General features: G+C 67.0%; 18 protein-coding genes and 1 pseudogene. 6 read left to right on the forward strand and 13 right to left on the reverse strand.

The window, feature by feature from the left end:
• Window positions 1-3 precede the first annotated feature (3 nt).
• Window positions 4-720, reverse strand: coding sequence for a protein TolQ (tolQ, locus tag MFF07_RS07735; RefSeq protein ID WP_147813763.1), 717 nt, complete (start codon window positions 718-720; stop codon window positions 4-6).
• A gap of 413 nt (window positions 721-1,133) precedes the next feature.
• On the opposite strand from tolQ, the gene MFF07_RS07740 reads away from it, so the two are divergent.
• Window positions 1,134-1,871, forward strand: coding sequence for a class I SAM-dependent methyltransferase (locus tag MFF07_RS07740; RefSeq protein ID WP_238231440.1), 738 nt, complete (start codon window positions 1,134-1,136; stop codon window positions 1,869-1,871).
• Here MFF07_RS07740 and ybgC read toward each other — a convergent pair.
• From ybgC to MFF07_RS07770, 7 genes and pseudogenes are all read right to left on the reverse strand, one after another.
• Window positions 1,868-2,314, reverse strand: coding sequence for a tol-pal system-associated acyl-CoA thioesterase (ybgC, locus tag MFF07_RS07745; RefSeq protein WP_238231442.1), 447 nt, complete (start codon window positions 2,312-2,314; stop codon window positions 1,868-1,870). The two genes, MFF07_RS07740 and ybgC, sit on opposite strands and share 4 nt — an antisense overlap.
• Before the next feature lie 190 nt (window positions 2,315-2,504).
• Entirely contained in the window at window positions 2,505-3,047 is a 543-nt protein-coding gene (locus tag MFF07_RS07750) for a sigma-70 family RNA polymerase sigma factor (RefSeq protein WP_238231445.1), read from the reverse strand.
• Window positions 3,048-3,624: 577 nt separating this feature from the next.
• Window positions 3,625-3,750, reverse strand: a complete 126-nt coding sequence (locus MFF07_RS22495) for a hypothetical protein (RefSeq protein WP_283206817.1) — start codon at window positions 3,748-3,750, stop codon at window positions 3,625-3,627.
• Between the two features lie 313 nt (window positions 3,751-4,063).
• On the reverse strand, window positions 4,064-4,396 hold the full coding sequence (locus MFF07_RS07755; RefSeq protein WP_238231447.1) for a hypothetical protein: 333 nt from the start codon (window positions 4,394-4,396) through the stop codon (window positions 4,064-4,066).
• Between the two features lie 50 nt (window positions 4,397-4,446).
• Window positions 4,447-4,863, reverse strand: coding sequence for a CsbD family protein (locus tag MFF07_RS07760; RefSeq protein WP_238231449.1), 417 nt, complete (start codon window positions 4,861-4,863; stop codon window positions 4,447-4,449).
• Window positions 4,864-5,051: 188 nt separating this feature from the next.
• Window positions 5,052-5,186, reverse strand: a pseudogene (locus MFF07_RS22775) (DUF5666 domain-containing protein); the annotation flags it as partial.
• A gap of 90 nt (window positions 5,187-5,276) precedes the next feature.
• Window positions 5,277-6,149, reverse strand: coding sequence for a DUF6502 family protein (locus MFF07_RS07770; RefSeq protein ID WP_238231516.1), 873 nt, complete (start codon window positions 6,147-6,149; stop codon window positions 5,277-5,279).
• 335 nt (window positions 6,150-6,484) lie between these two features.
• On the opposite strand from MFF07_RS07770, the gene MFF07_RS07775 reads away from it, so the two are divergent.
• The gene (locus MFF07_RS07775; RefSeq protein ID WP_238231451.1) at window positions 6,485-6,925 is read left to right on the forward strand and encodes a phospholipase A2 family protein; all 441 of its coding nucleotides are present in this window, start codon (window positions 6,485-6,487) and stop codon (window positions 6,923-6,925) included.
• 75 nt (window positions 6,926-7,000) lie between these two features.
• On the opposite strand, the gene MFF07_RS07780 is transcribed toward MFF07_RS07775, so the two are convergent.
• Together MFF07_RS07780 and MFF07_RS07785 are read right to left on the reverse strand one after the other, a co-directional pair.
• On the reverse strand, window positions 7,001-7,747 hold the full coding sequence (locus MFF07_RS07780) for a glycerophosphodiester phosphodiesterase family protein (protein WP_238231452.1): 747 nt from the start codon (window positions 7,745-7,747) through the stop codon (window positions 7,001-7,003).
• 2 nt (window positions 7,748-7,749) lie between these two features.
• Window positions 7,750-8,223: a RidA family protein gene (locus MFF07_RS07785; protein ID WP_147813777.1), complete on the reverse strand. Its 474-nt coding sequence runs from the start codon at window positions 8,221-8,223 to the stop codon at window positions 7,750-7,752.
• A 215-nt stretch (window positions 8,224-8,438) separates the two neighbouring features.
• On the opposite strand from MFF07_RS07785, the gene MFF07_RS07790 reads away from it, so the two are divergent.
• The 3 genes from MFF07_RS07790 (at window position 8,439) to MFF07_RS07800 (ending at window position 11,261) form a co-directional block, all read left to right on the forward strand.
• Window positions 8,439-9,641, forward strand: a complete 1,203-nt coding sequence (locus MFF07_RS07790; protein ID WP_238231454.1) for an aspartate aminotransferase family protein — start codon at window positions 8,439-8,441, stop codon at window positions 9,639-9,641.
• A 41-nt stretch (window positions 9,642-9,682) separates the two neighbouring features.
• Window positions 9,683-10,639 (forward strand): ornithine carbamoyltransferase, encoded by a 957-nt coding sequence (gene argF, locus MFF07_RS07795; protein ID WP_147813781.1) that lies wholly within the window; start codon window positions 9,683-9,685, stop codon window positions 10,637-10,639.
• Between the two features lie 196 nt (window positions 10,640-10,835).
• Window positions 10,836-11,261 (forward strand): CAP domain-containing protein, encoded by a 426-nt coding sequence (locus tag MFF07_RS07800; RefSeq protein WP_238231517.1) that lies wholly within the window; start codon window positions 10,836-10,838, stop codon window positions 11,259-11,261.
• Between the two features lie 12 nt (window positions 11,262-11,273).
• On the opposite strand, the gene MFF07_RS07805 is transcribed toward MFF07_RS07800, so the two are convergent.
• Together MFF07_RS07805 and MFF07_RS07810 are read right to left on the reverse strand one after the other, a co-directional pair.
• A complete protein-coding gene (locus MFF07_RS07805; RefSeq protein WP_147813783.1) occupies window positions 11,274-12,107 on the reverse strand; it encodes an OmpA/MotB family protein in 834 nt (277 codons plus the stop codon).
• Window positions 12,108-12,126: 19 nt separating this feature from the next.
• A complete protein-coding gene (locus MFF07_RS07810) occupies window positions 12,127-12,900 on the reverse strand; it encodes a motility protein A (protein WP_238231456.1) in 774 nt (257 codons plus the stop codon).
• A gap of 257 nt (window positions 12,901-13,157) precedes the next feature.
• On the opposite strand from MFF07_RS07810, the gene MFF07_RS07815 reads away from it, so the two are divergent.
• Window positions 13,158-14,945 carry a glucan ABC transporter ATP-binding protein/ permease gene (locus MFF07_RS07815; protein ID WP_147813787.1) on the forward strand — a complete coding sequence of 596 codons (1,788 nt, stop codon included), beginning with the start codon at window positions 13,158-13,160 and terminating at the stop codon, window positions 14,943-14,945.
• A 391-nt stretch (window positions 14,946-15,336) separates the two neighbouring features.
• On the opposite strand, the gene MFF07_RS07820 is transcribed toward MFF07_RS07815, so the two are convergent.
• Window positions 15,337-15,567 (reverse strand): hypothetical protein, encoded by a 231-nt coding sequence (locus MFF07_RS07820; protein WP_238231458.1) that lies wholly within the window; start codon window positions 15,565-15,567, stop codon window positions 15,337-15,339.
• Window positions 15,568-15,660 lie beyond the last annotated feature (93 nt).

The following is a 15,660-nucleotide window of genomic DNA, read 5'->3' on the forward strand; positions in this document are numbered from 1 at the left end:
GGATCAAGCGGCGAGCGAGAGGCGCTCGTCGATCTGGCGGGAGAGGATGGCCGAGAACTCGTCGGCGAAACCTTCGAGCCGCGACTGCGACTTCGCCACCGAGGCCTGGAGCTTGTTGTAGGCGAGCACCGCGGGGATCGCCGCGAACAGGCCGATGGCGGTAGCGAACAGCGCTTCGGCGATGCCCGGCGCCACGACGGCGAGCGAGGTGTTCTTCGAGGCCGCGATCGAGGTGAAGGCGGTCATGATGCCCCAGACCGTGCCGAACAGGCCGATATATGGGCCGGCCGAGCCGATCGAGGCGAGGAAGAGCAGGCGCGATTCGAGCTTCTCGACCTCGCGCTGGATGGTGACGTCGAGCTGCTTCTCGATGCGCTGGCTGAGCGACTGGACCTGACGGCCCGAACCCTCGAACGACCGCTTCCACTCGCGCATGGCGGCGACGAAGACTGCGGCGAGACCGGTGGCCGGGCGGTCGTTGTAGGAGCGGTAGAGCTCTTCCAGCGAGCGGCCGGACCAGAACGCCTCCTCGAAGGCGTCCATCTCGGCATCGGTGCGGCGGAAGAGAAGCGTCTTGTCGACGATGATCGACCAGCACCAGACCGAGGCGACGAGCAGCCCCACCATCACGAGCTTGACGACGAAGTGGGCCTGCCAGAACAGGCCGAACAGGCTCATGTCGATGGCAGGTGCGGCCTGCATGGCATCGGCTGGATTCATCGGTCGTGATCCCAAGAGTCCCCAAGGCGCGACGACGGGTGCGGCGTCCCTGCCGGGCCCCGCGCTCTCGCCGGATCCTTGAGCGATATCAAAGGAGATCGCTCGGGAATCTGTCGAAAGTAAGGGTCGAGCTTGTCCGGCCGCCGCATGGTCGTCGCGACCTTTTCGCGATCCAGTTTAGGCGCGCGTCAAGGTTAAGGAATGGTTGTCGATCCGGGCTATCTTACGGCCGCACGGTGTTCGTACGGCCGATCCGGTGAGCCGTGCGACCTTCGGCGCGGACCCGGTGGGGGCGGCCTGAAGCCCCACGGCCACGGTTTTAACCGCGTCGTCAACTTCCGGCCGCGCCCGGCTCGATTGCGCGTGCACTTCCGTCCGAAACGATGTTCAGTCGTCGGCAACAGGAGTGCATGATGTCGTCCGACGCAATCTGGCAACGCTACGGCGAGAGCGACCCGTATTACGGCGTCCTCACCCTCGACGCCTACCGGAAGGACAACATCGCCGCGAACAAGGGCGCCTTCTTCGCCTCGGGCGAGCGCTCGGTGGAGCGGGTCCTGGCGCAGGTCGAGGCCGCCGTCGGCCCGGTACGGCGCGACCATGCGGTGGATTTCGGCGCCGGCGTCGGACGCCTCAGCCTGCCTCTCGGCCGCCGCTTCGCGGACGTGACATCGATCGACGTCTCGCCCGGCATGCTGCGGGAACTCCGGAGCAATGCGACGGCTCAGGGCGTGCCCAACCTCACGCTCTGCAACCGCGTCGACGAGGTTTCGAAGCCGATCGATTTCGCGATGAGCCTGATCGTGCTCCAGCATATCGATCCGCAGCGCGGCCGCGACGTGATCCTCGGCATCGCGGACCGGCTCGCGCCGGGCGGCGTGCTCGCCCTCGACGTTCCGATCATGAGCCGCCGCTCGCGCGGCTGGCATCTCGTCCGCAGGTTGCGCGACCGGGTGCCCTTCGCGCAGACCGCCTGGAATCTGCTTCGCGGGCGCCCGCTGCACGACGGCGGCATGCAGATGAACCTCTATCCCGTGGCGGAGATCACCGAAGCGCTGTTCGCTCGCGGCATGGCGTCGGTGACGCTGCTGCCCACCGAGCCCGACCCGTATTTCGCCGGAGCGCTGATCGTCTGCCGGAAAGCCGGTTAGCCGACGACGGGGATCGAGGGGGTGAGCGAGCGCCTGAGCGAATCGGGCAGCCGGATCGCGCGGCCGTCGCGCACGCAGGCGACGACCACGTCGGCACGGGTCAGCGTCTCGCCGTTGCGACGGACCTCCTGCGACAGGTGCATCGAGGCGCCGCGCAATTCGCTCGACCAGGTCAGCACGTCGAGCAGGTCGTCCATCCTCGCGGGCCTCAGGAAGTCGAGGGTCATCTTCCGCACCACGAAGACGAGCCCGCGCGCGTCCCGGTGCAGGTCCGACTGATCTCCGGCGAGCGAACGCAGCAACTCCGTCCGCCCGCGCTCCATGAAGCGCAGGTAGCTCGCATGGTAGACGAAGCCGGAAAAGTCGGTGTCCTCGTAATAGACCCGCAGCGTCAGCCGGTGGACGCCGTCGCCGAGGGCTCCGCCGATAGGGGGTGTCGTCACACGGCCTCCGCGTTTGCGACCATTCGTGGCTGCGCGGCACCATCCCGGACGATCCGCTGCGCAGCCGAGGGCCGGGCTAACATCCGGCGGCGGCAGGCGCAAAACGCTCGGATACCTATCGTGGGAAACGGCAAGGCCGTACAAACCCGCGGCTGCGCCAGATACTCCGGCTTGCTCCGTCCGCGGAGCCTCAGGCTGCGACCGCAGCCGGCACCATTCCGATTTCGTCGTCGAGCGCCCTGCGACAGAGCGCCGTGGCGTCGCGGATCATGAAGTTCACCAGCGTCGGCGAGACGCCGTTCTCGGCGGCGATGGTCTTCTGCGGCACGTCGTCGAGGCGATGGGCGAGGATCGCCCGGCGGGTGCGGGCGGGTGCCAGGTCGAGCGCCGCGAAGACGGCCTTGAGGGCCTGGCAGGCCTCCATCCGCTCCTGCGGGCAGGCACACGGGCTGGCGGTGCCTTCGGCATGGGCGATCGGCGCGAGCAGCCGGCATTCGAAGCCGACCTGCCGTACGGCGTCGATGGCGAGGTTGCGGATCATGCGGCGCACGTAGCCCTTGGGGCTGTGCAACTCGGTCCCGGAGCCGCTCTGCCAGATCCGCAGGGCCGCCTCCTGCACGACGTCTTCCGCTCGGGCGCGACATTTGAGGACGCGTTGCGCCACCTCGACGAACCGTTTGCGGTCCGCGAGCAGGATATCGATGAGGTCCTGCCTCGCAACGGCGTCCTGCATGGTCTGTACTGGTTCGCCCGTCGGCGAGCGCCTCTACGATCGGAGCCCGGCATGCCCGAACAGGCATCGTCCGGGCCGACATGCCGGGAGCAAACCCGTATCCGGAAGCTTGGTTGCCGGACTTGGTCGATCGGCTCGGTCTAGCAGCGGAAAAATCCGTACTCAATACGATAATATCACGGGAAAAGAGCAGACTTCTTGCTGAAAGATCGAAGTTTTTATTTATTCTAACTTCGATGTGAGCGCTGGATAATCCTATCTGCTCGCCGTCGGCGCTGCCGGCTCGGGGCGTTGATCTTGCCGATTCGGCTTTTCGGTCCGTCATGCCCCATGCCGATCCGTGACGCCGAAGCGTCGCTCGACGTCAGTCCGATAGAGTGGACTCTCCTGGCAGTTCCGTAGCTCGGAGACCCGGTCCGCTGCGTGCTTGACTCCGGCAGTCGTGGGTCGACCCGGCAGGGCGTGGCACGCTCTCTCAGCCACGTTGCACGCAGATCGCCTTGGTCCCGCGACCGCCCTTCGCTCCGCGGAGCGATTCCGGGCCGATCGACTCTTGTCGCGATCCAGTCGCAAAATCTCAGAATTTATATCTGTGACCAAACACCTTTATCCCGGCAAAGGTGATGGCTGCCAAGATAATACCCGCCGAAAAGCCCAGACAGGCCGCTTCAAGACCAGGAGATATTGCATAAAAAAATGTCATCGAGCTGCAATCCTTCGATGTTTGGCCGCATTAAGGGTACGTGGTGATTTTTATTACCGATATTATAACAGAATTTGTAAATACTTCAATTTGGCGGCGATCGAAATTGTCGTGATATGAAGCTGCTGAGAAAAGCGAGCGCAAAAATCGCCGCGCTGGTCAGTGCCGGGATCAAAGCCGAGGTGAGCATGCCGTCGTCCTGCTTCCTCCGGCAGCGCTGCGGAGCGCACGCTGTTTCGCCGGGGGCACTGTCTTGTGACATCGCGCCTCCTCGCAGGGCTGACTCGACCTGTCAGGGAATTGTCAGGAGGCTTTAAACTGCCCGACTGCCGATGCGCGGCATTGTGAGCCGGGTGTGCGCCTTCCGCCTGAGGCCGGCGTCTCTGATCGGATCGGATCGGATCGGATCGGATCGGATCGGATCGGCGCGTCGTTGCCGTCGTATGACGGTTTGCCGCCGTTCAATGGCAGCGTTTCCCGACCTCACGATCGAGTGCGCGAGGATGTCCGCATCGCCGGCGACGACCGGGCGATCCTGCGCCAGGAATTTCAGAAAACGATCGATGTTCGGAATACGGGCCCAGCGGCACTGTCGCCCGCTCGCCGTTCGAGCCCGGTGCCGCGGATAGCGCAGCGCGGACTTCATGACCGTGAACCCCGCCGCCGCTTTCGGCCGGCGGGGTCTTCCGTTGGCGGCTAGCGGCGATTGCCGCTGTTCAGGAGGAGCGCGAGGCCATAGCCGACGGCGCCGGCGATGAGGAGCGCCACCATCGGGTTCTCCTCGACGCGCGCGGTCACGGCGCGGTGGCCGTCCCGGACATAGGAGCCGCCGCGGTCGTAAGCGTCGCGGGCGTAGTCGCTGCCGCGGTCATAGGCCTCCCGTGCATAGTCGCTGCCGCGCTCGTAGGCGTCGCCGACGTAATCGCCGACATTGTCCGCCACGTCGCGGGCCTTGTCCTTGGCTTGGCCGTAGGCCTCCTGGGCCTTGCCCTCCGCCTCGCGGTAGCGGCCCTCGACTGAGTCGCGCGACGTGCCGAGGGCGTCGCCAACCGCGCCCTGGACCTTGCCGCCAAGGTCCTTGGCACCGCCGATGACCCGATCCGTGTCCACCATGTCCGTACTCCTCGAAACCATGCTCCATCCGCCCGGCGCCAGGTCCCGCGCGGCGGGTGGATCGATCACAGAACGCCCGAACGCCGAATGTGTCCCGCGCTGCCGCGAATTTCTCGGACGGAGAGTGAACGGTAGGAGGGCGAGCGCAAAGCGGCGCGCTCAGCGTCCGCCGCCTCCATCGCAGACGCAGCCGCCCGGGCCGGCGCGCCGTCGATCCGCACCGCGACGTCATGCGGGTAGCCGATGCGCAGGTCGTTGACGGCGATGGAGCCGAAACGGCGGATCGTGCCGATCACGCCCGTTCCGCCGATGCCGCGGTCGCTCGGATCTGCCTGCTGCGCATGCGGCAGGCGCACCGAGGCGAGTAGGCGGCGGCGTCGCGATAGAAAAAGCGTCGCTCTCGGCGCGTCTCCTCAAGCGGTCGCGACGGGGGCCGGGGGAGTGATCGCAGGCGGGGTCTCCTCGCGAAACACGTAGATGCCGAAATTCCAGCGATGCGTCCCGCCGGGATCGTCGATGCAGGCCGCGTGCGCCTCGGCGTTGGCCTGTCTCAGGGCGTCCATGGCGATCTCGCAAGCCCGCGCCTCGAGTTGCTCCGCGAGCGTCTGCGAGAGGCCGTCGTAATGCACGGCCCGCTCAAGGAAGCGCGGCGCCTCGCCCATGATGTTCTCGACGGCCGCCGCGACGTGGTCGTGCAGGTTGCGGCTGAAACAAGAGAACTGCGGCTCGCCTCCGCCGCGTGGCAGGTAGGCGCCTTCGAGCAGCACGACGCGGCCCTGGTCGTCGAGCACGGCGAGGCCACGGTCGAGCCATTCGTCGAGGACCGCACGGGGGCGCACGTCACGCGTCACGCCGGCGACCAGCGCCTCGAAGGATGGACCGGCCTCCTCGGCGAGGCGCGGAAGCGGCAGCGGCCGACCCTGGCCGTCGGTGAATTCCGGGGCGGCAATCCAGCGGGCGATGATCCGGCTGGTGCGCGAGACCACGCCCGGCACCTCGCTCACCGGCGCCCCCGCCCCGCGCAGGCGCCGGACCTCTTTGCGGTGGATTCCCGTCAGCAGGCTCACGCGGCTGTCCGTCTGCTCCTTGCACGCCAGCGCGAAATCGTACTCGGCCACGTTCACGTAGAGCTCGCGCAGCAGGTTGGTGAGGGCCGGGAAGGTGATGCCGCGCGCCACGAACAGCCGCACCAGCGGCCGAAGCAGGCGAGCCACGGGCGCATGAAGGCTCGCTGCCTGGGGGGATGCGGCGTCGGTCGGCTCGGGCCTGTCGGTCGGGTCGGACATGGCCGCGAGCTTAGTCCGCTTCATGTGGGATACAATCCCACGACGTGTGTTTCGGCACCTTCTCTGTTGCGATCTCGGATTAAGTGGAGAAAATACCCACATACAGTGTGGGTGTCGCCACTCAATGGCTCCTGCGTCGGAAACGCCCGCGCGGGTCGGAACGATCGGTTCTGGCCGCGATCTCCCGACAGGACGGAGCGCCCGCCGCGGGGAACCCCGACGGGAACGCCACCGTTCTGATCCATCGAGACCGGACACCTTGCGCCTGTCTGCCGGCGTCTACGACGATGGGAGCTTCTCGCAAGGGGTTTATGATCGATCGAGGAGAACTGAACGTGGTCTTCTTCCCCCTCCGTAGCGCGGGCCGGCGTCTCGCCCTGGCGCTCGCCCTTTCGTCGGCCTTCGCCGGCACGGCGGCCCTCCCGGCCTTTGCCCAAAATCTGCCCGGGATCGAAATCCCGAACATCGAGACGCCCGACGTCGACGGTTCGGACGGCGATCAACCCGATACCAAGGGCGATCTCGTCTTCCACGGCAATTATTGCGGCCCCGGCAGCCGCGGCGTCGGCCGTCCGCCGGTGGATGCCCTCGACGAAGCCTGCATGCATCACGATGCCTGTTCTCCTTCGGTCGGCACGGGCTTGCCCTCTTGCGGCTGTAACGCCCGCCTCGCCCGGGAGGCCGCTCGCGTCGCCCACAGCCCCCGTGCCGATGCGGAGCAGCGCGTCGCCGCAGAGTTCGTCGCCGAAGGTGCCAAGGTCCTGGCCTGCCGCTGATTTCTCTTCGGGGGTGGCCGGCCGGCTTCGCTTGGCCGGACTGCGAGAATTGAAGCCGATCGTCTCGGCTTCACCTCACGGACGAAACCCCTCGAACACCATCTGGTCCGCATGGGCGGCGGCGGTCTTGCGCTGGTCGTCGGTGCGAACCGTCCAGGTCATGACCGGCATCCGGCCGAGCTGGCGGCAGAGATACGGCACCCCGCCCGGCAGGTCGTCCACGCGCCAGGACACGAAGTCCGGCCTGCTCTGGTGCAGATGCAGCATGTTGGCGAGGCCGAAGCGCTGGGTGCGCGTCAGCCGGGCGTAGGACGGATCCTCCTGGCTCTTCTCGGCGACGATCCCGCGCGGCACGCCCTTCGCCAGCTCGCCCAGCGCCGCGACGATGCGTGGATCGAATGACTTCAGCGCCACCGGCCCGGTATAGCCGGCGATGACCTCGGCGACGCGATGGGAGAGACGCGGATCCTCGTTGAACTGCGTCTTCACCTCGATGATCAGCGGCGTGCGGCCGGCGATCATGCCCAGGAATTCCGGTAGCGTCGGGATACGCTGCTGCGTGCCCGCGACGGCGAGCTTCGACAAGTCGGCGGCGTTGCGCGACGCCGTCGGCTCGCTCGACGTCGTCAATCGTCCGAGGCCTTCGTCGTGAAACACCATGGCCTCGCCGTCGAGGCTCGGCTGCACGTCGCACTCGATGGCGTAGCCTCCGGCGATCGCGGCCTCGGCCGCCGCGATCGTGTTTTCCGGAATGCCGGCGGCACGGTCGTGCAGCCCGCGATGGGCGATCGGCCGCGCGGTCAGCCAGTCGGGTGCGGCCACCCTCAGCGGACTTCGAACATGGCTTCGACCTCGACGGCCGCGTCGAGAGGCAATTCTGCGACGCCGACGGTGGAGCGTGCATGGCGCCCGCTGTCGCCGAGGATCTGGACCATCAGGTCCGAGGCGCCGTTCATGATCGGGGCGAGGCCGGCAAAGCTCGGCACGGCGTTGATGAAGCCGCCGAGCCGCACGCATTGCACGACGCCGTGGTCGAGATCGCCCACCGCCGCCTGGACCTGTGCCAGCACGTTGAGTGCACAGAGCCGTGCCGCCGCGATGCCCGCCTCGTTCGAGACCTCCGCGCCGAGCTTGCCCTTGTGTTCGTCGGCGAGCTTGCCGTCGGCGCCGAAACAGATCTGTCCGGAGATCACCACGAGGTTGCCGACGCGCACGAACGGCACGTAGTTCGCAACCGGCGCCGCCGCCTTCGGCAGGGTGATGCCGAGCTTTTCCAGGCGTTCCTTGACCGAACTCATGCGCGTCCCTCCGAACCGAATGGCTGATTGCCAGCGCTCTGAGCACGGGCCGAGGCCGGCGCGCAAGGCGTTGCGGTGATCCGAATCCCGTTGGCAACGCTGTCACAATTGACACGTAGAGCCCATGTCATAGTAATCGCCCGCGTGCCGCCCGTCCTCGAGGCGGCACTTTCATTTGGAACGGCCGCCCGTGCGGCCCCGTCACGGAGAGCCCCTTGGCATCCGCTTCCACCTCCGCCCTCGTGCCGACTTATGCCCGCGCGCCGATCGCCTTCGAGCGTGGCGAGGGCGCTTGGCTCGTGGCCGACAACGGTGAGCGATACCTGGATTTCGGCGCCGGCATCGCCGTGAACGCCCTCGGCCACGCGCATCCGCATCTCGTCGAGGCGCTGACCACGCAGGCCCAGAAGATCTGGCACACTTCCAACCTGTTCCAGATCCCGGACGGCGAGCGGCTCGGCCGGCGGCTGGTCGACGCCACCTTCGCCGACGTCGCCTTCTTCGCTAATTCGGGCGCCGAGGCGAACGAGGCGGCCATCAAGATGGCGCGCAAGTACCATGCGGTCGGCGGCCACCCCGAGCGCTACCGGATCGTCACCTTCGAGGGTGCCTTCCACGGCCGCACGTTGGCGACGATCGCGGCCGGCGGGCAGGCCAAGTACATCGAGGGCTTCGGACCGAAGGTCGACGGGTTCGACCAGGTGCCGGCCGGCGATTTCGAGGCGCTGGACGCCGTGATCGGCCCCGAGACCGCTGCGCTGATGATCGAGCCGATTCAGGGCGAGGGCGGCGTGCGCGCCATCGACAACGATGTGCTGCGCCGCCTGCGCGCGATCTGCGACGAACGCGGCTTGCTGCTGATCTTCGACGAGATCCAGACCGGCGTCGGCCGTACCGGAAAATTCTTCGCGCATGAATGGACCGGTGTCGCGCCCGACATCATGACCGTGGCCAAGGGCATCGGCGGCGGGTTTCCCCTCGGTGTCTGCCTCGCCACCACGGAGGCCGCGCGCGGCCTGACTGCTGGCACGCACGGCACGACGTTCGGCGGCAATCCGCTGGCGATGGCTGTCGGCAACGCCGTGATCGACGTGATCCTCGCCGACGGATTCCTGGAGCAGGTCCAGCGGACCGGGCTGCTGCTGAAGCAGCGGCTCGCGGCGCTCGTCGACCGTCACCCGCGGGTCTTCACCGAGATCCGGGGGCAGGGGCTGATGCTCGGCCTCAAGCTCAACGTACTCAATACCGATTTCGCCGCCGCCGCCCGCGCGCAGAAACTGCTCGTGATCCCGGCCGGCGACAACGTGGTGCGTCTGCTGCCTCCGCTGATCATCACGGAGGACGACGTGGCCCAGGCCGTCGAGCGCCTGGATGCCGCGGCGAGCACCCTCGAGGCGCAGGTCCGCGGAGCGGCCTGACCGACACGTACGAACACGAACGACAAGCGAAGCACGAGATTATGGCCGCGATTGCAAACGGTGCGAGACGGGACGTCCGCCACTTCCTCGACCTCAAGGATTTTTCCGGAGCCGACCTGCGCCGCATCATCGATGCGAGCGCCGCCATCAAGAGCATCCGCCGCAAGGGCCGGCCCGCCGACGAGCAGCCTCTGGCCGGGCGCCAACTCGCGATGATCTTCGACCGGCCCTCGACCCGCACCCGCGTCTCCTTCGACGTGGCCATGCGCGAGCTCGGCGGCGAGACCTTGATGCTGACCGGCAAGGAAATGCAGCTCGGCCGCGGCGAGACCGTCGCCGACACGGCGCGCGTGCTCTCGCGCTACGTCGACGCGATCATGATCCGCATCCTCGATCACGGCCTGATGGTCGAGCTGGCGCAGAACGCCGAGGTGCCCGTCATCAACGCGCTCACGAAGGTCTCGCACCCGTGCCAGATCATGGCCGACGTGCTGACCTTCGAGGAGCATCGCGGATCGATCCAGGGCCGCACCGTGGCTTGGTCGGGTGATGCCAACAACGTGCTGGCGAGCTGGGTCCACGCCGCCGCGCGCTTCGACTTCACCCTCAACGTCGCCGCGCCGCCCGAACTCGCGATGCCGCCCGCGCTCGCGGACTGGGCCAAGCGCGAGGGCGCCCGCGTCAACGCCACCACGGATGCTTATGCGGCGGTGGAGGGGGCCGACGCGGTCGTGACAGATTGCTGGGTCTCGATGGGCGACGACGACGAGCACTATCGTCACAACCTGCTCTCGCCCTACCGGGTGGACGCCAAGCTGATGAAGGCCGCACGCAAGGACGCGCTCTTCATGCATTGCCTGCCGGCCCATCGCGGCGAGGAGGTCACGGCCGAGGTGATCGACGGTCCGCAATCGGTGGTGTTCGACGAGGCCGAGAATCGCCTGCACGCGCAGAAGGGTATTCTGGCGTGGTGCCTGGAGGCGCCGGGACTGGCCTGAGCTGGCAGCGCCCTCGAGAACGACCGTCCACGGCCAAGTGCGACTCGCCACTTGAGACGGCCACGCTGGAGTCCCATTTCAGGGGCTCATCCTGTGGAGTCGAGAACCCGTGACCGAGCGCCGTCTTCTGCGCCGCCTCAGTGCCGCGTCCGGCCTCGGCCTCGCCGCCGGCATCCTCACGGGCTGTGCCGGCGACATGCAGCCGAGCACTGGGCTGCCGAGCCTCTATCTCCCGCTGACCACGTCGAACGCGCATGTCGACACTACGGCGGCGCGCGACATGATCTCGGCCTATCGCAAGGGTCGCGGCGAGCCCCCGCTCGTGGTCGATCCGGAGCTCCAGAAGCTCGCCGAGACCGAGGCCGCCGCCATGGCGGTCGCCGACAAGCCGAGCCATAGCCGCACCGTCAGCGCGGCGATCGGCCGTCTCGGCTACGCATCCCCCGGCGCCAACCTTTCGGCCGGCTACCACACCCTCGCCGAAGCCTTTTCGGGGTGGCGCGACAGTCCTCCGCACAACGCGGTGATGCTGAGCGCCGAGGCCGGGCGCATGGGCATCGCCACCGCCTACGCGCCGGGCTCGAAGTACAAGGTGTATTGGGCGCTGCTCGTCGCGAAGTAGACCGACGGATCGCTACGGCAGACCCTTGCCGGCGGGCGTCGGCGGCGCCTCCGACAGCAGCGTCACCGTCACTCGGCGGTTGGCCGCGAGGTACGGGTTGTCCGGAAACATCGGTTCGGTGTCGGCCTTGCCGGTGACGGAGGCGAAGCGGTCGTCGGGTACGCCGGACTGCGCGAGGATGTCGCGCACGCTGATGGCGCGGCCGGCCGAGAGCTCCCAGGGCGGGGCAGCGGGCCTGCGGCCGGGCTTCTCGCTGGCGGTGTAGCCGGTGACGGTGATGCGGTTCGGCATCTTGGCGAGGGCCGGGGCGAGCTTTTCCAGCAGCCGGCGCGTGAGTTCGTTCGGCCGGTTCGAGCCCTCCGGGAACATCGAGCGCCCGTCCTGATCGACGATCGATACGTCGAGGCCCTTGTTCGTCGGCGAGACGATGACGTTCTTCGACAGCTCGGAGATTTCCGGCATATCCTGCAGCGCCTGACGCAGCGAGGCGGCTGCGAGGCCGAAGCCCTCCGGGTAACCGTTCAGCGGGATGCCTTCGTCGATGCCGAGATCCACCGTCGGCGGCGCGGTGTGATCCGAGGCCTGCTCCGGCGGGATGTCGCGCTTGTTCTTGACCTTGTCGGCGATGGGCAGCCCGTTGACCTCGATGATGCCGGCGAAGCGCGAATCCTTGTTCACGCCGAAGGCGTCGCGCATCGAGCCCGCGACGAGCTGCATCTTCTTCTGGTCCTGGGTCGAGTACGCCGCGATCATCACGAAGAAGCTCATCAGGAGCGCCATGAGGTCGGCGAAGGTCACGAACCAGCCGTGACCGCCATGCGCCCCGCCGCGTTTCTTCCTGGCCACGACTCACGATCCTCCCCGCTCAGGCCACGGCCTCGGACATGTCCTCGCGGGTGTTGTGCGGCAGGTAGGCGATGAGCATCTCGCGCACGAGGGTCGCGCTCTTCTGGTCGCGGATCAGCAGGATGCCGTCGATGATGAGCGAGCGCGAGACGTCCTCCTCCTCCAGCTTGAGGTGGAGCTTATCGGCGAGCGGCAGCGCGATCATGTTCGCGATCAGCGCCCCGTACAGCGTCGCGAGTAGCGCTGTCGCCATGGCGGGGCCGAGCTTCGAGGGGTCCGACATGTGGGCGAACATCGTCACCATACCGAGGATGGTGCCGATCATGCCCCAGGCCGGGGCGCAGTCGCCGAACGCGCGGTAGATCTTCGAGCCCTCGTCGAGATGCATCAGGAAGTTGTCGCGGTCGCGCTCCATCGTGTCGCGGATGAACTCGCGATCGTAGCCGTCGGCGATGTAGCGGGCGCCCTGCGCCAGGAACGGATCGGAAATTTCCATGCTCTCCAGCGCGATCGGGCCGGACTTGCGCACGACCTCGGCGATCTTGGTGATCTCCTCGATGAGTTCGCGCGGCTTCACGGCGCGCATGGTGAAGGCGAAGCGCAGGCCCATCGGCAATCCGTGCAGGATCGTCGAGAACGGAAACCGCATCATCGTCGCCATGGTGGCGCCGCCGAAGATCACGATCATGGCGTGCTTGTCGTAATAGGCGCTGAAATCGCCGCCATCGATCATGATCAGCGTGAAGACGACGCCGAAACCGCCGAGCAAACCGACACCGGTTGCGAGATCCATGACGCGACGCTCGACCCTAGGCCCTGCGCAGATGGCGGAGCGGTGTCACAGATCTAAAAAATTACACTGAACGAACCGTAAAAGCGGACCCGGAAATGATTCCGCGGGTCATGCAGCGTTCAGCCTGGATTTGCGATAAGCCCTTCGTCACGATGCGATAAGGGCCGCCAGAGCCGTGTTCGCGATCGGACGAAGAATCGGTGCCGCGGCCTCTGCCCGGACCGTTTCTCCGGGGCGGGTTGGGAGCTGTGTCCACCATGTCGATGATTCGTCTCTATGCGCGGGTCATGGGTCTCCTCGGCGCCGACAAGCGCCTTGCGATCGGCCTCGTCTGCGCGAACGTCCTGCTCGCGGTGGCGGCCTTCGCCGAGCCGCTGATCATGGGCCGCATCATCGACGGTCTCACGCACCTCACGCGCGGCCACAACGCCTTCGCGACACTCGTGCCGTGGATTGCCGCCTGGGTCGGCTTCGGCATCTTCACCATCGGTGCCGGCGTCACCATCGCCCTGCATTCCGATCGGCTCGCCCACCGCAACCGCCTCTCGACCATGGCCGGCTATTTCGAGCACGTGCTCGACCTGCCGCTCGCCTTCCACTCGGCCAACCATTCCGGCCGCGTCCTCAAGGCGATGCTCGAGGGCACCAACGGCATGTCCTGGCTCTGGCTCGGCTTCTTCCGCGACCATTTCGTCGGGCTGGTCTCGCTCGGCGTGCTGCTGCCGATGACGCTGTTCATCAACTGGCAGCTCGGTTCGATCCTGGTCGTCCTGGTCGTCGTGTTCACGGCGCTGACCTCCTTCGTCATGCGCCGCACCGAGCAGCTGCAGGGCAAGGTCGAGCAGTTCCATTCGGGCCTCGCCGCGCACGCCTCGGATGCCATCGGCAACGTCGCCGTGATCCAGTCCTTCACCCGCGCCAAGGCAGAGAAGGAGGCCATGCACGGCATCATCTCGAACCTGCTCAAGGCGCAGATTCCGGTCCTGTCGTGGTGGGCGCTCGCCGCCGTCGCCACCAAGGCCTCGGCCACGCTGACCATGACCGCGATCTTCATAACGGGCATCGTCCTGCACCAGAACGGCGCGGCCACCGTCGGCGAGGTCGTGGCCTTCATGAGCCTCGCGACCATGCTGGTCTCGCGCCTCGACCACGTCGTTACCTTCGTCAACGGCCTGTTCCAGCAGGCTCCGAAGATGCGCGAGTTCTTCGAGATCCTCGATACGGTGCCCACCGTGCGCGACCGCCCGCACGCCGTGCAGGTCGCCCGCTTCGAGGGCGAGGTCAGCTTCGACGACGTCGCCTTCTCCTATGACGGCCGCCGCCAAGCCCTCGACGGGGTCTCGTTCAAAGCCGCGCCTGGGCAGACCATCGCGCTGGTCGGCACTACGGGCTCGGGCAAGTCGACCACGCTCGGCCTGCTGCACCGCAGCTTCGACCCGAGTGCCGGCTCGATCCGCATCGACGACACCGACATCCGCGACATCGGCCTGACGAGCCTGCGCCACAACATCGGCGTGGTCTTCCAGGAGCCGATGCTGTTCGCCCGCTCGATCCGCGAGAACCTCCAGGTCGGCCGCCCGAATGCGACCGACGAGGAGATGCTCGACGCCCTCGATCGCGCCCAGGCCAGCGAGTTCATGGCCCGCCAGATGGACGGCCTCGATACAATCATCGGCGAACGCGGCCGCTCGCTCTCCGGCGGCGAACGCCAGCGCCTCTCGATTGCCCGCGCTCTCCTGAAGAACCCGCCGGTGCTGATCCTCGACGAGGCCACGAGCGCACTCGACGCCTCCACCGAGCGCAAGCTCCAGGGCGCCCTGGAGGAGGTCATGAAGGACCGCACCACTTTCGTGATCGCGCACCGCCTCGCGACGATCCGCAACGCCGACCGCATCCTGGTCTTCCACGAAGGCCGGATCGTCGAGAGCGGTACCTTCGACGAGCTGGTGGCCGAGGGCGGCCGCTTCACGGACCTCGCCCGGGCGCAGTTTATGGCGGCCGAGGCCGACGTGATGCCCGAAGATCGGGTCGCCATCGCCGCCTGACCGCCGGGCAGAGACACGTAAGGCCGAAGCGGACCGCTTCGGCCTTTTTCGTACCTGCACCTCGGTCGCCCCTCGCATCGCGCGACACGTTCGCGAGTGACGCGACGTCCGTCGCGATCATCCGACGGTCCGGAGAGTATCGGCAAAAAAAGACCTGCCGTCCGGGAGGACTGCAGGCCGATCAGGCGAGGGATGTCACAGAGAGCGCAGGGTCAAAGCGCCGCAGAGGGTCGAAGTTCCGTCACCGACCCGACGGATCGGCTGGGTATCCCGAAATTCTTCGCGAAACGGACATCGTCAGAGAACACGTTCAGTGACGGACAGGCAAAAGCCCACCTCCGGCTGCGAAGCCGGAGATGAGCGTCGGAAGTCGATTTGGAAGGGGAAGGCGTTACTTGCCGGAAGCGCCCTTCTGCTTCTCCTTGTCGGCCGAAGCAGCGTTCTCCTGCATGTTCTTGTCGGCCGAACCACCACCCTTGCTGGACGGTTCCGCGGTGCTGCCTGCTGCAGAACCGGAGGTCTTGCCGTCGGAGGCCTTCTCCTCGGCAAATGCGCCGGAGGTCGCCAGCAGCGCGAGTGCGAGAACCGCACCGAGGCCGGCGCGCGAGATCATCTTCGTCATTGAGCGTTTCCCTTCGCTTTCAGCAAGCCGATCGGTGCGCCTTCAGGCGCACTCGTCTGCTGCTGCACAATCAACGACGCCGATCCGCATAAA

Origin of the sequence: Methylobacterium thuringiense, from assembly GCF_022179645.1 — a bacterium.
In the GTDB taxonomy this organism is placed as follows: domain Bacteria; phylum Pseudomonadota; class Alphaproteobacteria; order Rhizobiales; family Beijerinckiaceae; genus Methylobacterium; species Methylobacterium thuringiense.

Excerpts from the sequence above, each read along its gene's own strand:
- tolQ (WP_147813763.1), bottom strand. The coding sequence starts at position 720 with ATGAATCCAGCCGATGCCATGCAGGCCGCACCTGCCATCGACATGAGC.
- MFF07_RS07740 (WP_238231440.1), top strand. The coding sequence starts at position 1,134 with ATGTCGTCCGACGCAATCTGGCAACGCTACGGCGAGAGCGACCCGTAT.
- MFF07_RS07750 (WP_238231445.1), bottom strand. The coding sequence starts at position 3,047 with ATGCAGGACGCCGTTGCGAGGCAGGACCTCATCGATATCCTGCTCGCG.
- MFF07_RS22495 (WP_283206817.1), bottom strand. The coding sequence starts at position 3,750 with ATGACATTTTTTTATGCAATATCTCCTGGTCTTGAAGCGGCCTGTCTG.
- MFF07_RS07755 (WP_238231447.1), bottom strand. The coding sequence starts at position 4,396 with ATGAAGTCCGCGCTGCGCTATCCGCGGCACCGGGCTCGAACGGCGAGC.
- MFF07_RS07760 (WP_238231449.1), bottom strand. The coding sequence starts at position 4,863 with ATGGTGGACACGGATCGGGTCATCGGCGGTGCCAAGGACCTTGGCGGC.
- MFF07_RS07770 (WP_238231516.1), bottom strand. The coding sequence starts at position 6,149 with ATGTCCGACCCGACCGACAGGCCCGAGCCGACCGACGCCGCATCCCCC.
- MFF07_RS07785 (WP_147813777.1), bottom strand. The coding sequence starts at position 8,223 with ATGAGTTCGGTCAAGGAACGCCTGGAAAAGCTCGGCATCACCCTGCCG.
- argF (WP_147813781.1), top strand. The coding sequence starts at position 9,683 with ATGGCCGCGATTGCAAACGGTGCGAGACGGGACGTCCGCCACTTCCTC.
- MFF07_RS07800 (WP_238231517.1), top strand. The coding sequence starts at position 10,836 with ATGCAGCCGAGCACTGGGCTGCCGAGCCTCTATCTCCCGCTGACCACG.
- MFF07_RS07810 (WP_238231456.1), bottom strand. The coding sequence starts at position 12,900 with ATGGATCTCGCAACCGGTGTCGGTTTGCTCGGCGGTTTCGGCGTCGTC.
- MFF07_RS07815 (WP_147813787.1), top strand. The coding sequence starts at position 13,158 with ATGTCGATGATTCGTCTCTATGCGCGGGTCATGGGTCTCCTCGGCGCC.
- MFF07_RS07820 (WP_238231458.1), bottom strand. The coding sequence starts at position 15,567 with ATGACGAAGATGATCTCGCGCGCCGGCCTCGGTGCGGTTCTCGCACTC.